Raw genomic sequence first — 24054 nt, forward strand, 5'->3', positions numbered from 1 at the left:
GAGCTCGTACAGAGCTCCGCCCGCCGGCGCGTTCCGGAGTCGGACAGCGGGAAAGCCGCCTCAGGCCTGCGTCAGGCCCGTGTCAGGCCCGCGACCAGCTCGTCCGCCGCGCGGTAGGGGTCCAGTTCGCCGCCCACGATCCGTTCCGCCAGGGCGCTCAGCCGGCGGTCGCCGTGCAGGTCGCCGATGCGTTCACGCAAGGTCGTCACGGCGATGGTCTCCACCTCGCGGGAGGCGCGGGCGAGCCGCCGCTCCGCCAGGACGCCGTGCTCGTCCATCCACGCGCGGTGCTTCTCCAGGGCCTCGACCACCTCGTCGATGCCCTCCGCGCGCGCCGCGACCGTCTTGACGATCGGGGGACGCCAGTCGCCGGGGCCCCGGGACTCCCCGAGACCGAGCATGTGGTTCAGTTCGCGGGCGGTGGCGTCGGCGCCGTCACGGTCGGCCTTGTTGACGACGTAGACGTCACCGATCTCCAGGATTCCGGCTTTCGCCGCCTGGATGCCGTCGCCCATGCCGGGGGCCAGCAGGACCACCGAGGTGTCCGCCTGGGAGGCGATCTCGACCTCCGACTGGCCGACGCCGACCGTCTCGACCAGGATCACGTCGCAGCCCGCCGCGTCCAGGACGCGGATCGCCTGCGGGGCCGCCCAGGCCAGGCCGCCGAGGTGGCCGCGGGTGGCCATGGAGCGGATGTAGACGCCGGGGTCGGAGGCGTGCTCCGACATGCGGACGCGGTCGCCGAGCAGGGCTCCCCCGGAGAAGGGGGACGACGGGTCGACGGCCAGGACGCCGACCCGTCTGCCCTGCTTGCGGTACGCCGTGACGAGCGCGGAGGTGGACGTGGACTTGCCGACACCCGGCGAACCCGTCAGGCCGACCACATACGCGTTGCCGGTCAGCGGCGCGAGCGTCTCCATGACCTCCCTGAGCTGCGGGGACGCCCCCTCCACCAGGGAGATCAGCCGGGCCACGGCCCGCGGCCGGCCTTCCCTCGCCTGGGCGACGAGTGTGGAGACGTCCTGCATCACAGCTCCGTTCGAAGATCGGCGTACGAGAGAACTCAGGCCTTGGGTACCCGGACGATCAGCGCGTCACCCTGACCGCCGCCGCCGCAGAGCGCCGCCGCGCCCACGCCGCCGCCCCGGCGCTTGAGCTCCAGGGCCAGGTGCAGGACGAGCCGGGCGCCGGACATGCCGATCGGGTGGCCCAGGGCGATGGCGCCGCCGTTGACGTTCACCCTTTCCGTGGACACCCCGAGGTCCTTGATTGACTGGACGGCGACCGCGGCGAACGCCTCGTTGATCTCGATCAGGTCCAGGTCCTCGACCTCCAGGCCCTCCTTCTTCAGGGCGTGCAGGATCGCGTTGGACGGCTGGGACTGCAGGCTGTTGTCCGGTCCGGCCACATTGCCGTGGGCGCCGATCTCGGCGATCCACTCCAGGCCCAGCTCCAGCGCCTTGGCCTTGCTCATCACGACCACGGCCGCCGCACCGTCCGAGATCTGGGAGCTGGTGCCCGCGGTGATGGTGCCGTCGCGGGTGAACGCCGGGCGCAGCTTGCCCAGCGACTCGGCCGTGGTGTCGCCACGGATGCCCTCGTCCTTGCTGAAGACGACCGGCTCGCCCTTGCGCTGCGGGATCTCGACGGGGGTGATCTCGGCCTCGAAGACGCCGTTCTTCTGGGCGGCGGCCGCGCGCTGGTGGGACAGGGCGGCGATCTCGTCCTGGGCGGGGCGCTGGATGCCGAGGCGGGTGTTGTGCTTCTCGGTCGACTCGCCCATGGGGATGTTCTCCCACGGGTCGGTCAGGCCGTCGTGGGCCATCGCGTCGAGCATCTCGATGGCGCCGTACTTGAAGCCCTCACGGGACTTCGGCAGCAGGTGGGGGGCGTTGGTCATGGACTCCTGGCCGCCGGCGACCACCACGTCGAACTCGCCGGCGCGGATCAGCTGGTCGGCGAGGGCGATGGCGTCGAGACCGGAGAGGCACACCTTGTTGATGGTGAGCGCCGGCACGTTCATCGGGATGCCCGCCTTGACCGCGGCCTGGCGCGCCGGGATCTGCCCCGCCCCGGCCTGGAGCACCTGTCCCATGATCACGTACTGCACCTGGTCGCCGCCGATCCCCGCACGGTCCAGGGCGGCCTTGATCGCGAAGCCGCCGAGGTCGGCTCCGGAGAAGGACTTGAGGGAGCCCAGCAGCCGTCCCATGGGCGTACGGGCGCCCGCGACGATCACCGAGGTCGTGCTGTTCGATCCAGACATGGGCTGCGATCCCCTTCCGGCTGCACTGCCGAGGAGTGAACGAGGGTTTACTTCAAATGTAGTGAGTGGCACTCCGTGCCGTCACCCGGCGGTCGGTGTGATCGCTGGCACGTTGCGTAACCATCCGAAGAGCGCTGCACTGACAGACATGCTGACGCGAATCGACCACATCGGAATCGCCTGTTTCGATCTCGACAAGACCGTGGAGTTCTACCGGGCCACCTACGGCTTCGAGGTGTTCCACTCCGAGGTCAACGAGGAGCAGGGCGTCCGCGAGGCCATGCTCAAGATCAACGGCACCTCGGACGGCGGCGCCTCCTACCTGCAGCTTCTGGAGCCGACCCGGCCGGACTCGACGGTCGCCAAGTGGCTCGACAAGAACGGCGAGGGCGTCCACCACATCGCTTTCGGTACGGCGGATGTGGACGCGGACGCGGCCGGCATCAAGGACAAGGGCGTACGCGTTCTGTACGAAGAGCCGCGACGCGGTTCCATGGGGTCACGGATCACCTTCCTTCACCCCAAGGATTGCCACGGCGTACTGACAGAACTGGTCACTTCGGCGCCTGTTGAGTCACCTGAGCACTGACCCTCGTACATATGGGCCGGTAGGGTTGGGGGCGGTCGCTCCCGCAGTCCGGGGTGACCGCACGCCGGGGCCCGGTTTCGGGGGCGAGCGTCGGGGCAGCAGCCCGTGCTCCGCCGTCGATCTGACACCATTCCCCGGGGGGCTCCGTCCGTCGGACGGACGGAGTTCGTTTGGCCAGACTTGCGACCAGGGGACGGATGGGACCGCGCAGTGCGGGGCTACGAACGCCAGGAGCGAGAGCCGGCGGCTGACGTCGACCACCTCTCTCGGTTCGAGGCCGAGATGGATCGGCTCAAGACCGAGCGGGAAAAGGCGATTCAGCACGCCGAGGACCTCGGCTACCAGGTCGAGGTGCTGCGCGCCAAGCTGCACGAGGCGCGCCGCACCATCATGTCCCGGCCCGCCTACGACGTCGGGGGCGGCGACCTCGGCTACCAGGCCGAGCAGATGCTGCGCAACGCCCAGATCCAGGCCGACCAGCTGCGTCAGGACGCCGAGCGCGAGCTCAGCCAGGCCCGCGCGCAGACCCAGCGCATCCTCCAGGAGCACGCGGAGAACGCGGCCCGGCTCCAGGCGGAGCTGCACCAGGAGGCGGTCACCCGCCGCCAGCAGCTGGACCAGGAGCTGGCGGAGCGCCGGCAGACCGTCGAGTCCCATGTCAACGAGAACGTGGCCTGGGCCGAGCAGCTGCGGGCCCGCAGCGAGTCGCAGGCCCGCCGGCTCCTGGAGGAGTCCCGCGCGGAGGCCGAGCAGGCCATGGCCGCCGCGCGCGCGGAGGCCGAGCGGGTCGCCGCCGAGGCCCGGCAGCGGCTGGAGGCCGACGCCGAGAAGGCCCGGGCGGAGGCCGAGCAGCTGCTGCTGAGGGCCCGTACGGACGCCGAGCGGCTGCTGAACGCCGCCTCCACCCAGGCCCAGGAGGCCACCGACCACGCCGAGCAGGTGCGCAACTCCTCCGCCACCGAGTCGGATTCGGCCCGCCGCCAGGCGCAGGAGCTGAGCCGGGGCGCCGAGCAGCGGATGGCCGAGGCCGAGGAGGCGCTGCGCAAGGCGCAGGCGGAGGCCGACAAGCTCGTCACCGAGGCCACGGCGGCCGCCGAGAAGGCGCTGGCCAGCGCCGAGTCGGCCAACGAGCAGCGCACGCGTACGGCGAAGGAGCAGGTCGCCCGGCTGGTCGAGGAGGCCACCAAGGAGGCCGAGACCACCAAGTCGGACGCCGAACAGGTCGTCGCGGACGCGCGTGCCGAGGCGGAGAAGATCGTCGCGGAGGCCTCCGAGAAGGCCCGCACGATCACCGCCGAGGAGAGCGCCACCCAGCTGTCCAAGGCGGCCAAGACCGCCGAGGACGTCCTCAACCGGGCGCAGGCGGACGCGCAGAACACCACCAAGGCGGCGGCCGAGGAGGCCGAGCGGATCCGCCGTGAGGCCGAGGCCGAGGCCGACCGGCTGCGCGCCGAGGCGCACGACATCGCCGAGCAGCTCAAGGGCTCGGCGAAGGACGACACCAAGGAGTACCGCGCCAAGACGGTCGAGCTCCAGGAGGAGGCGCGCCGGCTGCGCGGCGAGGCCGAGCAGCTGCGGGCCGAGGCGGTCGCCGAGGGCGAGAAGATCCGCGCGGCGGCCCGCAAGGAGGCCGTCCAGCAGATCGAGGAGGCGGCGAAGACCGCCGAGGAACTCCTGGCCAAGGCCAAGCAGGACGCGGACGAGCTGCGCCAGAAGGCCACCACGGACAGCGAGAAGGTCCGTACGGAGGCCATCGAGCGGGCGACCACGCTTCGCCGGCAGGCCGAGGAGACCCTGCAGCGCACCCGGCAGGAGGCCGAGCGGCACCGCGAGGAGGTCGTCGAGCAGGCCGAGGGCATCAAGGCCGACGCCGAGCGCGCCGCCCGCGAGCTGCACGAGGAGACCGAGCGGGCCATAGAGGCCCGCCGCGCCGAGGCCGCCGACGAGCTGACGCGGCTGCACACGGACGCCGAGGAACGCCTCGCCGCCGCCGAGCAGGCGCTGACGGAGGCCCGCGAGGAGGCGTCCCGGATCCGCCGCGAGGCCGCCGAGGAGAGCGACCGGCTGCGCACCGAGGCCGCCGAGCGCATCCGTTCGCTCCAGCAGCAGGCCGAGGCGGAGGCCGAACGGCTGCGCACCGAGGCCGCGTCGGACGCGTCCGCCTCCCGCGCCGAGGCGGAGTCCGTCGCCGTACGTCTGCGGTCGGAGGCGGCGGCGGAGGCCGAGCGGCTGAAGTCGGAGGCGCAGGACACCGCCGACCGGGTCCGGGCCGAGGCGCAGGCCGCCGCCGAGCGGCTGGGCACCGAGGCGTCCGAGACGCTGGCCGCCGCCCAGGAGGAGGCCAACCGGCGCCGCCGCGAGGCCGAGGAGCTGCTGGGCGCCGCGCGCGACGAGGCCGACGAGGAGCGCCGGCGGGCCCGCGAGCAGAGCGAGGACCTGCTGGCCTCCGCGCGCAATCGCGTCGAGGAGGCGCAGACCGAGGCGCTGCGGCTGGTCGAGGAGGCGGACCGGCGGGCGAACGAGATGGTCTCGGCCGCCGAGCAGCACGCCCAGCAGGTGCGGGACTCGGTGTCCGGGCTGCACGAGCAGGCCCAGGAGGAGATCACCGGGCTGCGCAGCGCCGCCGAGCACGCGGCGGACCGCACCCGGCGCGAGGCGCAGGAGGAGGCGGATCGGGTCCGCGCCGACGCGTACGCGGAGCGCGAGCGGGCGACGGAGGACGCCAACCGCATCCGGCGCGAGGCGGCCGTGGAGACGGACGCCGCCAAGTCCCTTGCGGAGCACACCGTTTCGGAGGCGATCGAGGAGGCCGAGCGGCTGCGCTCGGAGACCGCCGAGTACGCCCAGCGGCTGCGTACGGAGGCCTCGGACGCCCTCGCCGAGGCCGACCAGGCCGCGTCCCGCACCCGGGCGGACGCCCGCGAGGACGCCAACCGCATCCGTTCGGACGCGGCGGCGCAGGCCGACGCCCTGATCACGGAGGCGCGCAACGAGGCCGAGCGACTCACCACGGACACCGTCCGCGACACCGACAAGCTGCGCACCGACACGGTCGCCGAGGCCGAGCGGCTGCGGGTGGAGACGACGACCGAGGCCGAGCGGGTGCGGGCCGAGGCGATCGCCAAGGCGGAGAAGCTGATCTCGGACGCCACCGGCGACGCGGAGCGGCTGCGCGCCGAGGCCGCCGCGACGGTCGGCTCCGCCCAGCAGCACGCCGAGCGCGTGCGCAACGAGTCCGAGCGGGTCAGGGCCGAGGCCGAGGCGGAGGCCGAGCGGCTGGTCAACGCGGCGCGCGAGGAGGCCGAGCGGACCCTCGACGAGTCCCGCAGGGACGCCAACAAGCGCCGCCAGGACGTGGCCGAGCAGGTCGACACGCTCATCACGGAGACCACGGCCGAGGCCGACAAGCTGCTCACCGAGGCCCAGCAGCAGGCCCACAAGACCACCGCCGAGGCGGAGGCGCAGGCCGACTCCATGGTCGGCGCGGCCCGTACGGAGGCCGATCGACTGGTCTCCGAGGCGACGGTCGAGGGCAACGCGCGGGTGGAGAAGGCCCGTACGGACGCGGACGAGCTGCTCGTCGGCGCCCGCCGGGACGCCACCCAGATCCGGGAGCGCGCCGAGGAGCTGCGCGACCGGATCACGGGCGAGATCGAGGCGCTGCACGAGCGGGCCCGCCGTGAGTCGGCCGAGACGATGAAGACCACCGGCGACCGCTGCGACGCGCTGATCAAGGCCGCCGAGGAGCAGCTGGCCAAGGCGCAGGCGAAGGCCAAGGAACTGGTCTCGGAGGCCAACTCCGAGGCGGGCAAGGTCCGTATCGCCGCGGTGAAGAAGGCCGAGGGGCTGCTCAAGGAGGCCGAGCAGAAGAAGAACACCCTCGTCCGGGAGGCCGAGGAGCTCAAGGCCGAGGCGATCCGCGAGGCCAGGCGCACGGTCGAGGAAGGAAAGCGCGAGCTGGAGATCCTGGTGCGCCGGCGCGAGGACATCAACGCCGAGATCTCCCGTGTCCAGGACGTCCTGGAGGCGTTGGAGTCTTTTGAGGCCCCGTCGGCGGGCAAGGACGGTGGCGTCAAGGCCGGCGCGGCCGTCGGCGCCCCTCGTTCGGGTAAGCCGTCGGACGGCTAGTCGGACAGCTGATCGACAGGCTCAAAACCGATGCGGTCTGGGGCCTTTGACCTAGTTTTTGGCAAGCCGTCCCAGGGTTAGCCACTCAAAAGGGGTGTCATTCTCCAGATCAAACACGTATCCGCTCGATGACACACCGCTTCGGCCCCTAGGATTCCCCCTATCACCTCACCGGTCTCATTTGACAGGAACCCCATGAGCGACACTTCCCCCTACGGCTTCGAGCTAGTGCGGCGTGGGTACGACCGCGCTCAGGTGGACGAACGGATCTCCAAGCTCGTCTCCGACCGTGACAGCGCTCTCGCCCGCATCACCGCTCTGGAAAAGCGCATCGAGGAGCTCCACCTCGAGACGCAGAACGCCCAGGCGCAGATGAGCGACGCCGAGCCGTCGTACGCCGGCCTCGGCGCGCGTGTCGAGAAGATCCTCCGCCTCGCCGAGGAAGAGGCCAAGGATCTGCGCGAGGAGGCCCGACGCGCGGCCGAGCAGCACCGCGAGCTCGCCGAGTCGGCGGCGCAGCAGGTCCGCAACGACGCGGAATCGTTCGCCGCGGAGCGCAAGGCCAAGGCCGAGGACGAAGGCGTCCGGATCGTCGAGAAGGCCAAGAGCGACGCGACGCAGCTGCGCTCCGAGGCGCAGAAGGACGCGCAGTCGAAGCGTGAGGAGGCCGACGCCCTCTTCGAGGAGACCCGCGCCAAGGCCGCTCAGGCCGCCGCCGACTTCGAGACGAACCTCGCCAAGCGTCGCGAGCAGTCCGAGCGCGACCTGGCGTCCCGTCAGGCCAAGGCGGAGAAGCGTCTCGCCGAGATCGAGCACCGCGCGGAGCAGCTGCGCCTGGAGGCGGAGAAGCTGCGCACGGACGCCGAGCGCCGCGCCCGCCAGACGGTGGAGACGGCCCAGCGCCAGGCCGAGGACATCGTGGCCGACGCCAACGCCAAGGCCGACCGCATCCGTTCGGAATCCGAGCGTGAGCTCGCCGCGCTGACCAACCGCCGCGACTCGATCAACGCCCAGCTGACCAACGTCCGCGAGATGCTGGCGACGCTCACGGGCGCCGCGGTGGCCGCCGCGAGCACGCCGGCCGACGACGAGCCCATCTCCCGTGGGGTTCCGGCTCAGCAGTCCCGGTGAGCACCTGCGCGATCACCGGTAACGCATAGCGCGATCAAGGGCCCGCACCGTCTCCCCCGAAGGTGCGGGCCCTTGGCGTGTCCGGCCGTGCCACTGTCCGCCCGCCCGGGTGGCAGTGGTTCTGACGGCGTCTTAGCGTGGCCGCATGATCGAGCTCTCGGGGCTGACCAAGCGGTACGGCGAGAAGGTGGCGGTCGACAACCTCACCTTCACCGTCAGACCCGGCATCGTGACCGGGTTCCTCGGCCCGAACGGCGCCGGCAAGTCGACGACCATGCGGATGCTGCTCGGACTCGACCGGCCGACGGCGGGCGATGTGCGCATCGACGGCAAGCACTACGACCGCCTCAGGGACCCGCTCAAGTACATCGGCGCCCTGCTCGACGCCAAGGCCGTGCACGGCGGCCGTAGCGCCTACAACCATCTGCTGTGCCTCGCGCAGAGCAACGGCATCCCGAGGAGCAGGGTGGCGGAGGTCCTCGACACCGTCGGGCTCACCGCCGTGGCCAGGAAGAAGGCCAAGGGATTCTCGCTCGGCATGGGACAGCGGCTCGGGATCGCGGCGGCGCTGCTCGGCGACCCGCGCATCCTGATGTTCGACGAGCCGGTGAACGGGCTCGACCCCGAGGGCATCCACTGGATCCGCAATCTGATGAAGTCGCTGGCGGCGCAGGGACGGACCGTGTTGGTGTCGAGTCACCTGATGAGCGAGATGGCACTGACCGCCGACCATCTGGTGGTGATCGGACAGGGCCGGCTGCTCGCCGACACCTCCATGTCCGGCTTCATCGAGCAGAACTCGCGGTCCTACGTCCGTGTCCGCACCCCGCAGCGGGAGCGGCTGCTCGATGTGCTGCACGAGGCCGGGGTGACGGTCGTGGAGTCCGGGAGCGGGGCGCTGGAGGTGGACGGCGGCAAGGCCGAGCACATCGGGGAGCTGGCCGCGCGGCACCAGATCGTGCTGCACGAGCTCAGTCCGCAGCAGGCCTCCCTGGAGGAGGCGTTCATGGGGCTGACGGCGGAGTCGGTCGAGTACCACGCGCACTCCGACCCGCCCGCCGAGCAGCGGGCCCGGTCCTGGGGCGACGACTGGAAGAGGAGCTGAGCATGGCGGCGATCCAGGTCGTACGGTCCGAGTGGACCAAGATCCGGTCGGTGGCCTCGACCCTGTGGACGCTCTCCCTCGCCGTGATCGTCACCATCGCCCTCGGCATGCTGATCTCGGCGCTGTCGGAGCACGAGTTCGGCGACATGAGCAGCAAGGACCGGCTCTCCTTCGACCCGACCTACATCAGCTTCGCCGGGATGAGCCTCGGACAGCTGGCGATGATCGTGTTCGGGGTGCTGGTCGTGTCCAACGAGTACGGCACCGGCATGATCCGCACCTCGCTGGCCGCCGTACCGCAGCGCGGGACCTTCCTGTTCAGCAAGATCGCGGTGGCGACCGGGCTCGCGCTCGTCGTCTCCATGGCGACGAGTTTCGTCGCCTTCTTCCTCGGACAGGCCATGCTGGGCTCGCACCGGGCGGCCCTCGGTGACCCGCATGTGCTGCGCGCGGTCATCGGCGGCGGGATCTACATGACCCTCATCGCCGTGTTCTCGATGGGCGTCGCCTCGATGCTGCGCTCGCCGATGCTCTCCCTCGGCATCCTGATGCCGTTCTTCTTCCTGATCTCCAACATCCTGGGGAACGTCTCCGCGACCAAGAAGATCGGCCGGTTCCTGCCCGACCAGGCCGGCAGCAGGATCATGCAGGTGGTGCCGAGGATCGACGACGACACCCCGTACGGCCCCTGGGGCGGCCTCGGGATCATGCTGCTGTGGGTGGTCGCGGCGCTGCTGGGCGGGTACGCGTTGCTGAAGCGGCGCGACGCGTGAAGGGAGCCGTCCGCGTATGACAGAGGACGTCAAGCGGGGGCCGGCCTTTTACTTGCCCTTGAGCGGAACCGTCAGCCGCTCGATATCCTCCTAACCCTTACGGGGGCGTGTGCCCCGCTGTCCTGAACCTTTCGATGGGTGCGGAGCATGATCGAGGCAGTCGGCCTGACCAAGCGCTACGGCGACAAGACCGCTGTGTACAACCTCTCCTTCCAGGTGCGGCCCGGTGCCGTCACCGGCTTCCTGGGGCCCAACGGCTCCGGGAAGTCGACGACGATGCGGATGATCCTGGGGCTGGACAACCCCACATCGGGGCAGGTGACGATCGCCGGTTACCCCTACGCGAAACTGCCGAACGCGCCGCGCCAGGTGGGCGCGCTGCTCGACGCCAAGGCCGTGCACGGGGGCCGGTCCGCCCGTAACCATCTGCTGTCCCTGGCCCAGCTGTCCGGGATCCCGGCCCGTCGGGTGGACGAGGTGCTCGGCGTGGTGGGTCTCCAGGACGTGGCGAAGAAGCGGTCCAAGGGCTTCTCGCTCGGCATGGGACAGCGGCTCGGGATCGCGGCGGCGCTGCTGGGCGACCCCCAGGTGCTGCTGTTCGACGAGCCGGTCAACGGGCTCGACCCGGAGGGCATCCTCTGGGTCCGCAACCTGATGAAGGCGCTGGCGGCGGAGGGCCGTACGGTCTTCGTCTCCTCCCATCTGATGAGCGAGATGGCGCTGACCGCCGACCACCTCATCGTGATCGGGCGCGGGCAGCTGCTCGCCGACATGAGCATCAAGGACTTCATCTCCGCCAACTCGGCGGACTTCGCGCGGGTACGGACCCCGGACAGCGAACCGCAGCTGCGCGAGAAGCTGACGTCCGCGCTGACCGAGGCGGGCGGCCATGTGCTGCCGGAGCAGGACGGCGCGCTGCGGGTGACGGGGCTTGCGCTCCCCCGCATCAGCGACATCGCGCACGACTCGGACGTACGCCTGTGGGAGCTGTCGCCGCACCAGGCCTCGCTGGAGGAGGCGTACATGCGGATGACGCAGGGCGCGGTCGACTTCCGCTCGACGGCCGACCAGAAGGAGGGGCTGATGCAGCCCCTGCCGCCCGGCGCCCAGCCCCCCATGCCGGTCCCCGGCCAGGGCCAGCCCGGCTGGTACGCCCCGCCGGCCCCGCACCAGGGCGGCCTGCCCTTCACGATGCCCCACCCGTACGGCGCCCCCGGCGGGCCGCCCGCGGGCCCGTACGGCGCTCCGGGCGCGCCCCAGCCCAACCCGTACGCCCAGGCGCCCCAGGCGCCCCAGGCGCCCCAGGGAGCCCCTGAAGCCCCGGCAGGCCCGTCCGCGCCCCCGGCCCCGCCGGCCGCCTCTGCCGCACCCTCCGACCTGACGAAGCCCGAGGACGTCCGATGAGTACCCCGCAGCCCCCGATGCCGCAGGCCGCCGTACCCGACTGGCAGGCGGTGGCGGCCGGTTCGCCGTATCCGAGCTACACCTCGCCGATTCCCGTGGTGCGCACGCATCTCGGGCACGCGATCTCCTCCGAGTGGACGAAGATCCGGTCGGTGCGGTCGACGATGTGGACGCTCGGCGTGTTCGTCGTGCTGGTGGTCGGGATCGGGCTGCTGGTCGCCGCGCTCGTGTCCGCGCAGGCCTCCGAACAGAGCCTGTCCGGTGAGAACCCGCTGTCCTTCGGGGTGTTCGGGCTGCTGCTCGGCAGCATGTGCGTCATCACGCTCGGCGTGCTGACCACGGCCTCGGAGTACGGCACCGGCATGATCCGGACCACGATGACCGCGTGTCCCTCACGCGCGCGCGTGCTCGCGGCGAAGGCGATCGTGTTCTTCGCGGTGGCGTTCACCGTCACGTTCGCGTCCGTACTGCTCGTGGCTCTCGCCGATGTGTCGCTGCTGCAGGGGGCCAAGGCGCCGTCCGGGTCCGAGTGGCTGAAGGGGACCTTCGGGATCTCCCTCTACATCGCGCTGCTCGGCCTGCTCTCGCTGCTCGTCGGCTCGATCATCCGGCACTCCGCCGGCGCCATCACCATCATGATCGCCCTTGTGCTGGCGCCGCTGGTCATGGCTCTGTTCATGTTCTCGCAGTCGCTGGAGTCGGTCCGTGAGGCCCTCTTCGACTACTCGATCCCGAGCCAGCTGAGCGTCTTCTACACCCACTCCCTCAGCAACTCCGGCCCCACCGGCTGGGACCCGCTGTGGATCGCCCTCGGGGTGACCGCCGTGGCGTTCGCGGCCGCGATCTCGCTGCTGCAGAGCCGGGACGTGTAGCCCGTACTCGAAGGGCTCGTACTCGGAGGGCCCGTACTCGGAGGGCCGGCCCTCAGAACTTCGGCGCGTTACGGGACCGCTGCACCCGCGTGGTGCGGCGGTCCTTCGCGTTCCAGCACGCCTTGTGCCAGTGGCGGCGGTCGTCGACGCCCGAGTGCGCCGGCCAGGCCACCACATGCGGGACGCCCGAGGGAATCATCTGGTCACAGCCCGGGCAGCGGTACGTCTTGCCCTGCGCGCTCGCGCCGGCGACATGCCGCACGCTCCACTCCTCGCCCTGCCAGCTCTCGGTGGACTGCCAGCCGCCGTATCGGCCGGGGCGGTCGTCCTCCGCGCTGCGGCCGGACGAGCCCGACGGGTCGGATCCCTTGGGTCGGTTGCGACGCGGGGACACAGGACACCTCACGGGGCTATACAGGAAGCACGGGTCCTGTCCAGCCTACGGGTCCGCGACCGGGGTACGCGTAGGGCATCGGCCCGCTCGGGTCCGGCCGCCGCCGCCCGTTCTGCAGACAATCCGCAAATCTCTTCGCCAGGCCGTGACCTCGTCACGTGTCAGACGGTTATGCCGGGTGGGGGAGCTCCGCGTCGGAGCCAAGGAAGCAGGAAAAAGCAATGCGCGTTGGAAGTTTCGTGTTGGCGGCCCAGTTCCCGGGACAGGGCCAGGGGGAGGCGCTGCACCGCGCGGTCCGCTCCGCCGAGGTCGCCGAGGAGGCCGGCCTCGACTCCGTCTGGCTGGCGGAGCACCACTTCGTGCCGTACGGCACCTGCCCGTCCGCGATCACTCTGGCGGCGTTGCTGCTGGGCCGCACCCGCCGGCTGCGGGTCGGCACCGCGGTGAGCGTGCTGCCCACCGTCCACCCGGTCGCCCTGGGCGAGCAGGCCGCCCTGCTGCACATCACCTCCGGCGGGCGGTTCTCGCTGGGCGTGGGGCGCGGCGGGCCGTGGGTCGACCTGGAGGTGTTCGGCGCGGGTCTCGCGGCCTATGAGGAGGGGTTCCCGGAATCACTCGATCTGCTGGTGCGCTGGCTGCGCGAACCGTCCGTGGGGGCGATAGGGGATCGGTTCAGCTTCCGCGAAGTGCCCGTCGTGCCAAGGCCGTCGGAGTCCCTGTCGGAGACGGACGGCCCGGAGGTCGTGGTCGCGTGCACCTCGCAGAAGAGCGTGCGGCTGGCCGCCGAGCGGGGTCTGCCGATGCTGCTCGGGATGCATGTGGGAGACGAGGAGAAGGCGGAAATGGTCGCCCTGTGGCGGCAGTTGGCGCGCGCGGCCGGTCATGCGCCGGAGCGGGTCCTGGGCGCCGGGCATGTCTCGGCCGGCGTCTGCCAGATCGCGGACCGGCGCACCGACGCGGTGGAGGCGCTGACGAAGGCGATGCCGGGCTGGCTGAAGCTGGGGCTGGAGGCGCATGTCACGGTGGACGGCCGGCTCCGTCAGATGCGCGATCCGCTGGCGTACACCGAACTGCTCTGCGGGCTGCACCCGGTGGGCACCCCGCGGCTGTGCGCCGACCGCCTCGCGGCGACCAGCGAGCGGACCGGCATCTCCCGCTTCGCCCTTCTCGTCGAGGGCTCGGGAGACCTGGCGGCCACCGAGGAGAACGTACGGCGGCTGGGTGCCGAAGTGCTCCCGCATCTCGGCTGAATCTGTCCGAAGGGATCTCGATCCCCGTCCGGCAAGGAGCTTGCCGCTCCGGTACTGATGCACCTCCCGCGTACGGAGCGGCAAGCAAGCGGCTTGCTGGTCAGCAGTCCCTGAACTCCGGGGACTGGTTGAGCAGCTGACTGCGGACCGAGGTGAAGCGCGCCAGCGTCTCGTCGACGGTCGAGTCCAACGGGAACACCGCCACCCGGTGGCAGTTCTGGAAGGCCAGCCGGACACCGAAGTGCCGCTGGAGCGCGCCGCGTATCGCGTCACTCGCGAGCGCACGCAGCAGCTGACCGCGTGCCTGCTCGTCCGGCGGGGGCGTCTGGTTGTCGGCGAACTGTCCACCGTCCACCTTCAGCTGGGCCACCAGGGAGCTGATCATCTCCCATGCGTAGGGCAGGGAGGTCCGGACGCAGTCGACGAATTCTGCTTCGTCGACCTCGCCTCGCTCGGCCTTTTCGAGTAGGGCCGGTGAGACGTCGAGCGACATGGGTTCTCCTCTCGCACCCCCGTGATCGACAGGGGTTGCCGGACAGATGAGGGAGTCCGCGATACCGAACACGCTGTGTACACGCCTCGCGACCTCCCGTTCACTACGGTAGGCAACCGACGGTGACCGCACCAGGAGATTGCGCACATAGGGGCTCCTCTTTAGGCACACAATCGGCCACAACTGAACAGGGGTGGTCAGGGGTTTTACAGACAATAGGGGCGGCCCGCAGGGCCTCTGTTGAGGGTGGTGGTGGGAGATTGGAGGGCGAATCGCGTAGGCCCCTGCCCGTCGAGTAGCGTTGCCGACCATGCGTCTCGTCATTGCCCGATGCTCCGTCGACTACGCGGGCCGGCTCACCGCCCATCTCCCCTCGGCGCCCCGCCTGATCCTGGTGAAGGCGGACGGCAGTGTGTCGATCCACGCGGACGACCGTGCCTACAAGCCGCTGAACTGGATGTCCCCGCCCTGCACCCTGAAGGAGGGCGCGGACGACGAGAAAGGCGTCTGGACCGTCATCAACAAGGCGGGCGAGAAGCTCATCATCACGATGGAGGAGATCCTCCACGACTCCTCGCACGAACTCGGCGTCGATCCCGGTCTGATCAAGGACGGCGTGGAAGCGCACCTCCAGGAACTCCTCGCCGACCGCATCGAGACCCTCGGCGACGGCTACACCCTCATCCGGCGCGAGTACATGACCGCCATCGGCCCCGTCGACATCCTCTGCCGGGACGCGGAGGGGCAGACGGTCGCGGTGGAGATCAAGCGCCGCGGCGAGATCGACGGCGTGGAGCAGCTCACGCGCTATCTGGAGCTGCTGAACCGCGACCCCCATCTCGCCCCGGTCCGCGGCATCTTCGCGGCCCAGGAGATCAAGCCGCAGGCACGCGTCCTGGCGACGGACCGCGGGATCGGCTGCACGGTGCTGGACTACGACGCACTGCGCGGCATCGAGGACGACAAACTGCGCCTGTTCTAGTGCCGTGGCAGGCAACGTTTGCACCTCAAGGAGCGGCGTCCGGTGCGTGCTCTCGGCGTGCCGGCCGGAAGCCCTCGTACTGGACGTACTTGGGTTTTCGGCCGGTGCGGCGAGAGTGCGTGCCGGGCGTCGCGACGGGGCGAACGTTGCCTGTTGCGGCACTAGGCGGCTTCCGGCAGGGTCCGGCGGTTCTACGACAGCGAGGGCCGGGTTCTTTCGAAGAACCCGGCCCCTTTGTGCCGCCTTGCGCCGGCTCGCTCCGCCTTGTGCCGCCGATCAGATCACGTTGCCCGCGCCGCCGCTCTGCGTCGCGCCGGCCGAACTGCTCGTGGCAGCCGGGGCGCTGGTGACCGGGGCGGTGGAGGTGATGGGGGCGCTGGCCGAGTCGGTGGTGCTCGGGCTCGACGAAGGCGGCGTCGAGGAAGCCGATTCGCTGGGCGACGGGTCCGGCGAAGGAGACGCAGGCGATGACGACGGCGGCTTCGTGGGCGTCGTACTCGAAGACGGCTTGGACGTGGGCGACTTCGACGGCGAACTCGTGGTGCCCCCCGACCCCTTCGTCCCGCTCGGGTTGTCCGAAGGCGTGCTGCCGCTGTCCGACGGGGGTGTCGGGTCGTCGGACGTGCCGTAGGTGCCGTCCGGGCCCGGGTCCGTCGGCCTGCTCGTGGCGGTGCCGGTGTCGCCCTTGTCGGTGTTCGGCTTGTCCGCGCCGAGGGAGCCGTCGTCGACGCCCTGGCTGGCCGACGGGTTGACGCCCACCTTGTCGGACGGGGTGTTGGCGTCGTTGTTGGACGTGGCGCCGAGGGTGACCACCGTGCCGAGGACCGCGACCAGGAGCGCGCCCGCGCCGGCCGCCACGAGGTTGCGGCGGGCCAGGCCCCGGATGCCGGCGCGGTGCTGCTTGGGCGCCGAGCCGGAGGCGGCACGGTTGACGACGATCGTCGAGGTCTCGCCGGAGGAGGCGGCCGGGGGTCGGCCGGGCGGGAAGCCCGAGAAGGCCGCGGGTACGCCCCCCGGGGGCGACTGGGACTCCTCGTAGCGTGCGTCGGGGACCTCCTCGCCCGCCATCGCGACCAGGCCCGGCGCCGTGCCGGTACGGTCGGCGACCAGGGCGAGGGCCCGGCGGGCGGAGACCGTGCCGCGCTTGTCGGCCGCCGCGCCGCGCAGGCCCAGCGAGGTCTCCAGTTCGGTGCGGGCCGACTCGTAGTCCCCGCCGCAGAGCGCGAGGATGCCCAGCTCGTGGTGGAAGTAGGCCTGCTCGGACACCTCGCCGGACAGCCGGGCGGCCTCGGCGCCGAAGCGCAGGGCGCGCTCCCAGGCGCTCCAGTGCAGGCCCGCCGCGAAGGCGGGCGCGGCCGTGCGGGCCAGCTGGACGGTGACGGACTCCTCGCCCTCCGCGGGCGCCGTGGTGCCCGGCACCAGGAGGCCGAGGGCGGCCAGCAGGGCGTCGGCCTCCGCGCAGACCCGCTCGGGGGTGACCGAGGGGTGTCCGGCCCACCAGGCGTAGTGCTGGGCGGCCGTCAGGGCCCGGTCGTCGACGTCGTCGTTGTAGCCGGCGGCCTCCAGCTGCTGCAGCACGCCGGCCGCGAGGCGGTAGCGGGAGCCGACCGGGGAGACCAGACCGCAGGAGGCCAGCTCGCCGAGGGCGGCGTCCGCGTGGGTGTCGCCGACGAGGGCCGGGAGATGGGCCTGGTGCGGGACCTCGCCGCCGAGGGCGACGGCGAAGCGCAGGGTGGTGCGGGCCGAGGCGCTCAGCTTGGAGGCGAGCAGCGGGGCGGGCGCCGCGGCCTCGCCGAGCGAGGGCAGCGGTATCTCGTCGCCCTCCTCGGCGCCGAACGGCGTCTCGAAGGGAGCGTCGACCGGCAGGGCGTCGGCGAAGACACCGAACTCGTCGACGGCGCGGGTGCCGACGCGCTGCTGGTCGCGCTGGTGCAGCAGCGCGCCGGCCTGGACGAACCGCAGGGGCAGGCCCTCGGACTCGAACCAGAGGTCGCCGGCCCAGTTGGCCTCCTCCTCGGTGAGGGCCCGGCCCGCGACGCGCTCGATGATGTCGACGCCGCCCGCGCGCTCGAGGCCGCCGAGGAAGACCTCCTCCAGGACGGAGTCGGGCGAGGGCGAGGGCACGTCGGGCGTGGCGCCGATCAGGAAGGCGCACTCGGGGGTCGCGTCGAGCAGGTCGTCGAGGACGGCGCCGCCGAACTCGACGTCGTCCAGGACGACGACCGCGCCGATGTCACGGACGTACCCGCGCAGTTCCTCCCGTTCGGGGTGGTGCAGGGGCGCGTCGAAGACGGCGTAGAAGAGGTCGTAGAGGAGCTCGTCGGCCGTGCGGTGGAAGCCGCTGAGGCGGACCACGCCGTCGGGGGCGAGATCGGAGCAGTCCTCGGCGACCAGGTCGAGGAGCGCGGTACGGCCGGAGCCGGCGGGGCCGGTGAGGCGTACGGAACGGCCGCGGGCGAGCAGGCGGACCAGTCGCTCGCGCTCGTCCTGGCGTTCGAGCAGCGGCAGGACCGGCAGGGCGGGGCCCGGCGGTACGGGCGGCTTGGCCGCTCGGTCCACCTCGGCCCGCTCGGCCGGCGTGAGCTTCTCGGGCCGGCCCGGTCGTTCGGCGGGCGGGCAGACCTCTATCTCGCTGCCGTCGACGGGGTTGACGGTGAGCAGATGGTCGCCCGTGACGAGCTGGACCGTGCGGGCCAGCGCGGGCGTGTGCTGTCCGAAGTCGGGTGTGAGGGGGTCCCTGGGCGGGCGCTGGCGCGGCGCGCTGTCGTCGCCGTCATGGCCGTACTCCTCGGGTCCCCGGTTGTTCGGGTCCATAGGTTCAAGCCCCCCAAAAGCGCTCGTGTGCCGATACAGCCCCTCCCGGCCTTGCCGCACACCACGCTGTCGCTTCTGGTCCGGTGCCCGCACGGGGTGGTTCTCGGGGTGGCGGGCAGCCGAACCCTAAACCTTCGCACAGTATCTACGACAGCCCGGGGTACCGCGCCGTCCGAGACGTCACAGTCTCATGAGGATTGCGCCCGGCCCGTGTCCCCCGGCCGCGCCGCGGTCACACCCTGGGCAGTGACTCCACCCCGATGCCCCCCTCGATCGCCAGGATCCGGTGCAGCCGGGTGGCCACCAGCAGGCGCTGCATCTGCGGCGGTACGTCGCGCAGCACCAGCCGCCGGCCGCAGCGGCCGGCCCGCCGGTGGACCCCCATGATCACGCCGAGTCCGGTGGCGTCCCAGGAGTCCAGTTCGGACAGGTCGAGCACGAGGTCGCCGACTCCGTCGTCGACGGCCGTGTGCAGGACCGTACGGGCGTCCGCCGCGCTGCGGACGTCGAGGCGGCCCCCGACGACCAGCTCGACGTGGTCGCCCCTGATGAACATATGCGCTCCCCGTGAGTGCGTTGCGTACTCCGTGACGGTGGCTGTGCATCGTCTGACTGCTTCAGCGGCGGACAGGTTGCCGTCTGTAAGCGAACCGATACCGAATTCACCCTAGGGGGCGATGCCCCGCACGGATGCTCAGTACGTGTAGAAGCCCTGCCCGCTCTTGCGCCCGATGTCACCGGCGTCAACCATCCGGCGCATCAGCTCCGGCGGGGCGAACTTCTCGTCCTGCGACTCGGTGTAGATGTTGCTGGTGGCGTGCAGCAGGATGTCGACGCCCGTCAGGTCCGCCGTGGCGAGCGGTCCCATCGCGTGACCGAAGCCCAGCTTGCAGGCGAGGTCGATGTCCTCGGCGGTCGCGACACCGGACTCGTAGAGCTTGGTGGCCTCGACGACGAGGGCGGAGATCAGACGGGTCGTCACGAACCCGGCGACGTCCCGGTTCACGACGATGCAGGTCTTGCCGACGGACTCGGCGAACTCCCTCGCGGTGGCGAGGGTTTCGTCGCTCGTCTTGTACCCGCGGACCAGCTCGACGAGCTGCATCATCGGGACCGGCGAGAAGAAGTGGACGCCGACGACCCGCTCGGGGTGCTCGGTGGCCGCCGCGATCTTGGTGATCGGGATCGCGGAGGTGTTGGAGGCGAGCACGGTGTCCGGGCGCACGATCTTGTCGAGCGCGCGGAAGATCTCGTGCTTCACCTCCAGCTTCTCGAAGACGGCCTCGACGACGATGTCCGCGTCCGCGGCGGCGTCCAGGTCGGTGGTCGCGGTGATGCGGCCGAGGGCGGCGTCGGCGTCGTGCGCCTCCAGCCGGCCCTTGCTCACGAACTTGTCGTACGAGGCCTTGATGCCGTCGGTGCCACGCTTCAGGGCCTCGTCGGTGACGTCCCTCAGGACGACGTCCCAGCCCGCCTGAGCGGAGACCTGGGCGATCCCGGAACCCATCAAGCCGGCGCCGATGACGGCAAGCTTCCGTGCCACGTCTGTGACTCCCCTTTGAAACGCCTTACACGCTGTTTATCCATGCCTCTTCGGCGGACCTTAGCGCTCGTGGGGGGCCGTGTGACCGGTAAGTAATGCGCGTCACGTCTCATCTGACGGACATCACACCGGGGCGGGTCACAGAGCCCCTCGGACGGCGTAGTTGGGCTCCTTCGCGCCCCGCCGTGACAGTGGGCACACGTGTGTTCCGTACGGCCGGGGCGTAACTACGCTGGTCGTATGGTCAATCTGACGCGCATCTACACCAGGACCGGCGACCAGGGCACGACCGCCCTCGGCGACATGAGCCGGGTCGCCAAAACCGATCTGCGGATCTCCGCGTACGCGGACGCCAACGAGGCGAACGCGGTGATCGGGACGGCGATCGCGCTGGGCGGGCTGGACGAGGAGGTCGTCGCGGTCCTCACCCGGGTGCAGAACGACCTGTTCGACGTGGGCGCCGACCTGTCGACGCCGGTCGTGGAGAACCCGGAGTTCCCTCCCCTGCGTGTCGAACAGTTCTACATCGACAAGCTGGAGGCGGACTGCGACCGCTTCAACGAGCGGCTGGAGAAGCTGCGGTCCTTCATCCTCCCGGGCGGCACCCCGGGCGCGGCCCTGCTGCACCAGGCCTGCACGGTCGTACGCCGGGCCGAGCGGTCGACCTGGGCGGCGCTGGAGGTGCACGGCGAGGTGATGAACCCCCTCACCGCGACCTACCTCAACCGTCTCTCGGACCTCCTGTTCATCCTGGCCCGAACGGCGAACAAGCAGGTCGGCGATGTCCTGTGGGTGCCCGGCGGGGAGCGCTGAGGCGTCGTGCCCCGGTCCGCGTCCTTGTCCGCCTGCGCCGGCGCGGACTCGGCCGCGGCCACCTCCTGCTGCATCCGCGCGTAGCCGCAGGGGGTCGCGGCAGGCTTCTCCGCCGTGCCGCCGTGGGGTGCGCAGCCCACGGTCAGCCCCGCGACGAGGGCGACCGCGGTGGCCGCGAGGCCCGTGCGCATCAGCTCGCGCCCTGGTTGTGGTCCTCGCACCAGATCCGGACGCCGGCCAGGTCCTTCTGCCGCCGCTGAAGGGTCGGCACCAGGGGCTTGCGGAAGGTCAGCCGGTCCTGGAGATAGGTGGCGATCTCGTCGTGGCCGGCCGACCTGGCGTTGTCCAGGCGCTGCCGCAATCGGGCGATCGAGCCGCCCTCGCCCGCGCCGGCGTCGAGACGCTTCAGCGCGCGCTCGATACGGTGCTCGATCTTCGGCACCCGCTTGCACAGCGCCCGCGCGCCGTCACCGGCGGGCGTGCCGGCGGGCGCGGGCGTCCGGCTTCATGGCGGCGGCGCGGGTGCGCAGATGCTGGTCCTCGGCGCTGTGCAGATCGCGTTCGACCAGCCGCAGGAGCAGCCAGCCGGAGGCCAGGACGAGGAACGGGACGGTGACGCCGACGGCGAGCCCGACACGGGTGGAGAGTCTCACGGCTCTTGCCTCAGTACGGATCTCACAGCTCTTGCCTCAGCACGACCTCCAGGAGTTCGAACTCGCGCCGGGTCAGCTCCAGCGGCCGCCCGTCCCGCTCGGCGGTACGGGCCCCCGGGTCGATGACCAGCCCCGCGACCCGCAGCGGCTCCCCGAGGACGACCGCACCCGGAAGCCGCCCAGTCCGAGCCCGCGCTCCAGCGAGCGCCGGATCGCCGCGTCTCGCCGTCCGGTCAGGGTACGGCCCTCAGCCGTATACAAGCGTGGTCCAGACCTATTGACCGGTGGTCCAGACCTTTCTATTCTCGCGGCACCGTGGGTGTGAAGGCTCAGTCACGCCCCCAACTCCCCCTAAGGAGGCGCGACATGCGCTTCAGACACAGAGCCGCGGCAGGATTCGCGACCCTGTTGCTCCCGCTGGCCGGACTGGTGGGCCTCGCGAGCCCGGCCCAGGCCGCGGCCAACGCGACCGCCGCCTATGCCAAGACCCAGGACTGGGGCACCGGCTTCGAGGGCAAGTGGACGGTCACCAACACCGGTAGCGCCTCGATCAGTTCATGGACCGTCGAGTGGGACTTCCCCTCGGGCACGGCCGTCACCTCGGCCTGGGACGCGGACGTCACCTCCTCCGGCACCCACTGGACCGCCAAGAACAAGTCCTACAACGGCACCCTCGCCCCCGGCGCCTCCGTCTCCTTCGGCTTCAACGGCACCGGCTCGGGATCGCCGAGCAACTGCAGCCTGAACGGCGACAGTTGTGACGGTACGACGGTCCCCGGCGACGCGGCGCCCTCCGCGCCGGGCACCCCGACCGCCTCCAACATCACCGACACCTCGGTGAAGTTGAGCTGGTCCGCCGCCACCGATGACAAGGGCGTCAAGAACTACGACGTCCTGCGTGACGGCAAGGTCGTCTCGACCGTGACCACGACGAGCTACTCGGACAGCGGTCTGACCGCCGGCACCGACTACTCGTACACCGTCCGGGCCCGCGACACCGCCGACCAGACCGGACCGGTCAGCGGCGCGGTCGCCGTGCACACGACCGGAGGCACCAACCCGCCCCCGACCACCGGCGGCAAGGTCAAGCTCGGCTACTTCACCGAGTGGGGCATCTACGGCCGCAACTACAACGTCAAGAACCTGGTGACATCGGGTTCGGCGGCCAAGATCACACATATCAACTACGCCTTCGGCAACGTCACCAACGGCCAGTGCGCGATCGGCGACTCCTACGCCGACTACGACAAGGCCTTCACCGCCGACCAGTCGGTGAGCGGCGTCGCGGACACCTGGGACCAGCCGCTGCGCGGCAACTTCAACCAACTCCGTGAGCTCAAGGCCAAGTACCCGAACATCAAGATCCTGTGGTCGTTCGGCGGCTGGACCTGGTCCGGCGGTTTCGCCCAGGCCGCGGCCAACCCGACCGCCTTCGCCAACTCCTGCTACAACCTGGTGAAGGACTCCCGCTGGGCCGATGTCTTCGACGGTATCGACATCGACTGGGAGTACCCGAACGCCTGCGGTCTGTCCTGCGACACCAGCGGAGCCGCCGCCTACAAGAACCTGATGGCGGCCCTGCGCGCCAAGTTCGGCTCCAGCGCCCTGGTCACGGCCGCGGTCACCGCCGACGGCTCCTCCGGCGGCAAGATCGAGGCCGCCGACTACGCGGGCGCCGCGCAGTACGTCGACTGGTACAACGTGATGTCGTACGACTTCTTCGGCGCCTGGGACTCGACCGGCCCGACCGCCCCGCACTCCCCGCTCACCTCGTACTCCGGCATCCCGAAGGCGGGCTTCACGACCGCCGACGCGATGGCCAAGTACAGGGCGATCGGCGTCCCCGCGAGCAAACTGCTCATCGGCATCGGCTTCTACGGCCGCGGCTGGACCGGTGTGACGCAGGACGCCCCGGGCGGCACCGCCACGGGCCCGGCCGCGGGGACCTACGAACAGGGCATCGAGGACTACAAGGTGCTCAAGACGTCCTGCCCGGTGACCGGCACCGTCGCCGGCACGGCCTACGCGCACTGCGGCAGCAACTGGTGGTCGTACGACACCCCGTCGACCATCGCCGGAAAGATGAGCTGGGCCAAGTCCCAGGGCCTGGGCGGCGCGTTCTTCTGGGAGTTCAGCGGCGACACCAGCAACGGCGAACTCGTGAGCGCCATCAACAGCGGACTGTCGTAAGCGAGTTACCCGTAAGACCTAGGCGACATTGACGCGCTGACCGGGCGGGGCTGCCTCCAGCCACGCGAGGAAACCGGTCAGCGCGTCATCGCTCATGGCCAGTTCGAGGCGGGTGCCGCGGTGCAGGCAGGTGAGGATCACGGCGTCGGAGAGGAGGGCCAGTTCCTCCTCGCCCTCGGGGAGGCGGCGGCCGGCGACCTCGATCGCGGCGCGCTCCAGGACACGGCGGGGGCGGTAGGCGTAGGAGAAGACGCGGTACCACTCGATGCGGTCGCCGTTGTAGCGGGCGACACCGTAGCTCCAGCCCTTGCCGGAGGTGTCCGGTTTCTCGGGGACGTCCCAGCGCAGGGAACAGTCGAAGGTGCCCCCGGAGCGCTGGATGAGTCTGCGGCGCAGCCCGAAGACGAAAAGCCCCAGTACCACCAGGGCCACGACGATTCCGCACACAGTCAGAGCGAGGACCATCGACACCGACCTCCTCGTCTCCTAGGTACCGAAAATAGGTAACGGAACGGAAAAAACATCCATATCTGCCTCAGCCGCGGTCGGCTCCGGATCGCTCCGGTGCCCGAAGTAGTACGCGCCCGTGTCCAGCGCCGCCGCGTAGTCACCCTGCTCCAGCAACGGCAGCGCCCGTCCCTCGGCGAGCAGGTC

General features: G+C 70.9%; 21 protein-coding genes and 1 pseudogene. 11 read left to right on the top strand and 11 right to left on the bottom strand.

What is annotated here, in order from left to right:
* Positions 1-71 precede the first annotated feature (71 nt).
* Positions 72-1028, bottom strand: a complete 957-nt coding sequence (gene meaB, locus ABZT17_RS40735) for a methylmalonyl Co-A mutase-associated GTPase MeaB (protein ID WP_356357075.1) — start codon at positions 1026-1028, stop codon at positions 72-74.
* A gap of 35 nt (positions 1029-1063) precedes the next feature.
* Complete coding sequence (locus tag ABZT17_RS40740; protein ID WP_356357077.1) at positions 1064-2266, bottom strand: acetyl-CoA C-acetyltransferase; 1203 nt, start codon at positions 2264-2266, stop codon at positions 1064-1066.
* Positions 2267-2414: 148 nt separating this feature from the next.
* Between ABZT17_RS40740 and mce the strand changes: the two genes are divergently transcribed.
* From mce to ABZT17_RS40775, 7 genes are all read left to right on the top strand, one after another.
* Positions 2415-2855, top strand: a complete 441-nt coding sequence (gene mce / locus ABZT17_RS40745; protein WP_356357079.1) for a methylmalonyl-CoA epimerase — start codon at positions 2415-2417, stop codon at positions 2853-2855.
* Positions 2856-3065: 210 nt separating this feature from the next.
* Positions 3066-6983 carry a polarized growth protein Scy gene (scy, locus tag ABZT17_RS40750; protein ID WP_356357081.1) on the top strand — a complete coding sequence of 1306 codons (3918 nt, stop codon included), beginning with the start codon at positions 3066-3068 and terminating at the stop codon, positions 6981-6983.
* A 195-nt stretch (positions 6984-7178) separates the two neighbouring features.
* Positions 7179-8114 (top strand): cellulose-binding protein, encoded by a 936-nt coding sequence (locus tag ABZT17_RS40755; protein WP_356357083.1) that lies wholly within the window; start codon positions 7179-7181, stop codon positions 8112-8114.
* Between the two features lie 145 nt (positions 8115-8259).
* Entirely contained in the window at positions 8260-9219 is a 960-nt protein-coding gene (locus ABZT17_RS40760) for an ABC transporter ATP-binding protein (RefSeq protein ID WP_356357084.1), read from the top strand.
* Positions 9220-9221: 2 nt separating this feature from the next.
* Positions 9222-9992 (top strand): ABC transporter permease, encoded by a 771-nt coding sequence (locus tag ABZT17_RS40765; RefSeq protein ID WP_356357086.1) that lies wholly within the window; start codon positions 9222-9224, stop codon positions 9990-9992.
* A 147-nt stretch (positions 9993-10139) separates the two neighbouring features.
* Positions 10140-11396 carry an ABC transporter ATP-binding protein gene (locus ABZT17_RS40770; RefSeq protein ID WP_356357088.1) on the top strand — a complete coding sequence of 419 codons (1257 nt, stop codon included), beginning with the start codon at positions 10140-10142 and terminating at the stop codon, positions 11394-11396.
* A complete protein-coding gene (locus ABZT17_RS40775; protein WP_356357090.1) occupies positions 11393-12268 on the top strand; it encodes an ABC transporter permease in 876 nt (291 codons plus the stop codon). The genes ABZT17_RS40770 and ABZT17_RS40775 overlap by 4 nt, the downstream gene beginning before the upstream one ends.
* Before the next feature lie 52 nt (positions 12269-12320).
* Here ABZT17_RS40775 and ABZT17_RS40780 read toward each other — a convergent pair whose 3' ends face one another.
* A complete protein-coding gene (locus tag ABZT17_RS40780) occupies positions 12321-12662 on the bottom strand; it encodes an ATP/GTP-binding protein (protein WP_356357092.1) in 342 nt (113 codons plus the stop codon).
* A 221-nt stretch (positions 12663-12883) separates the two neighbouring features.
* Here ABZT17_RS40780 and ABZT17_RS40785 point away from each other — a divergent pair, with 221 nt between their 5' ends.
* Positions 12884-13912, top strand: a complete 1029-nt coding sequence (locus tag ABZT17_RS40785) for an LLM class flavin-dependent oxidoreductase (RefSeq protein WP_356357094.1) — start codon at positions 12884-12886, stop codon at positions 13910-13912.
* 100 nt (positions 13913-14012) lie between these two features.
* Here ABZT17_RS40785 and ABZT17_RS40790 read toward each other — a convergent pair whose 3' ends face one another.
* Positions 14013-14405 (bottom strand): SCO5389 family protein, encoded by a 393-nt coding sequence (locus ABZT17_RS40790; RefSeq protein ID WP_356357096.1) that lies wholly within the window; start codon positions 14403-14405, stop codon positions 14013-14015.
* Between the two features lie 310 nt (positions 14406-14715).
* Between ABZT17_RS40790 and nucS the strand changes: the two genes are divergently transcribed.
* Positions 14716-15387 carry an endonuclease NucS gene (gene nucS, locus ABZT17_RS40795; RefSeq protein ID WP_356357098.1) on the top strand — a complete coding sequence of 224 codons (672 nt, stop codon included), beginning with the start codon at positions 14716-14718 and terminating at the stop codon, positions 15385-15387.
* Between the two features lie 276 nt (positions 15388-15663).
* Here nucS and ABZT17_RS40800 read toward each other — a convergent pair whose 3' ends face one another.
* The 3 genes from ABZT17_RS40800 to ABZT17_RS40810 all read right to left on the bottom strand — a co-directional run bounded on the left by ABZT17_RS40800 (position 15664) and on the right by ABZT17_RS40810 (position 19744).
* Positions 15664-18201, bottom strand: a complete 2538-nt coding sequence (locus tag ABZT17_RS40800; RefSeq protein ID WP_356357100.1) for an ATP-binding protein — start codon at positions 18199-18201, stop codon at positions 15664-15666.
* A 232-nt stretch (positions 18202-18433) separates the two neighbouring features.
* Positions 18434-18757, bottom strand: coding sequence for an STAS domain-containing protein (locus ABZT17_RS40805; RefSeq protein WP_356357102.1), 324 nt, complete (start codon positions 18755-18757; stop codon positions 18434-18436).
* A gap of 138 nt (positions 18758-18895) precedes the next feature.
* Entirely contained in the window at positions 18896-19744 is an 849-nt protein-coding gene (locus ABZT17_RS40810; RefSeq protein ID WP_356357104.1) for a 3-hydroxyacyl-CoA dehydrogenase family protein, read from the bottom strand.
* A gap of 240 nt (positions 19745-19984) precedes the next feature.
* On the opposite strand from ABZT17_RS40810, the gene ABZT17_RS40815 reads away from it, so the two are divergent.
* The gene (locus ABZT17_RS40815; protein ID WP_356357106.1) at positions 19985-20557 is read left to right on the top strand and encodes a cob(I)yrinic acid a,c-diamide adenosyltransferase; all 573 of its coding nucleotides are present in this window, start codon (positions 19985-19987) and stop codon (positions 20555-20557) included.
* Positions 20558-20747: 190 nt separating this feature from the next.
* On the opposite strand, the gene ABZT17_RS40820 is transcribed toward ABZT17_RS40815, so the two are convergent.
* The 3 genes and pseudogenes from ABZT17_RS40820 to ABZT17_RS40830 form a co-directional block, all read right to left on the bottom strand.
* Positions 20748-20999, bottom strand: a complete 252-nt coding sequence (locus tag ABZT17_RS40820; RefSeq protein ID WP_356357108.1) for a hypothetical protein — start codon at positions 20997-20999, stop codon at positions 20748-20750.
* Positions 21000-21024: 25 nt separating this feature from the next.
* Positions 21025-21210 (bottom strand): hypothetical protein, encoded by a 186-nt coding sequence (locus ABZT17_RS40825; protein ID WP_356357110.1) that lies wholly within the window; start codon positions 21208-21210, stop codon positions 21025-21027.
* Between the two features lie 46 nt (positions 21211-21256).
* Positions 21257-21355: pseudogene (locus ABZT17_RS40830) on the bottom strand (DNA-binding response regulator); the annotation flags it as partial.
* A gap of 221 nt (positions 21356-21576) precedes the next feature.
* Between ABZT17_RS40830 and ABZT17_RS40835 the strand changes: the two are divergent.
* The gene (locus ABZT17_RS40835) at positions 21577-23400 is read left to right on the top strand and encodes a glycoside hydrolase family 18 chitinase (RefSeq protein WP_356357112.1); all 1824 of its coding nucleotides are present in this window, start codon (positions 21577-21579) and stop codon (positions 23398-23400) included.
* A gap of 18 nt (positions 23401-23418) precedes the next feature.
* Here the strand turns inward: ABZT17_RS40835 and ABZT17_RS40840 are convergent, their stop codons facing one another.
* Complete coding sequence (locus tag ABZT17_RS40840; RefSeq protein ID WP_356357114.1) at positions 23419-23865, bottom strand: DUF2550 domain-containing protein; 447 nt, start codon at positions 23863-23865, stop codon at positions 23419-23421.
* Between the last annotated feature and the right edge of the window lie 189 nt (positions 23866-24054).

This window comes from Streptomyces sp. NPDC005648 (genome assembly GCF_040605395.1).
GTDB lineage: Bacteria > Actinomycetota > Actinomycetes > Streptomycetales > Streptomycetaceae > Streptomyces.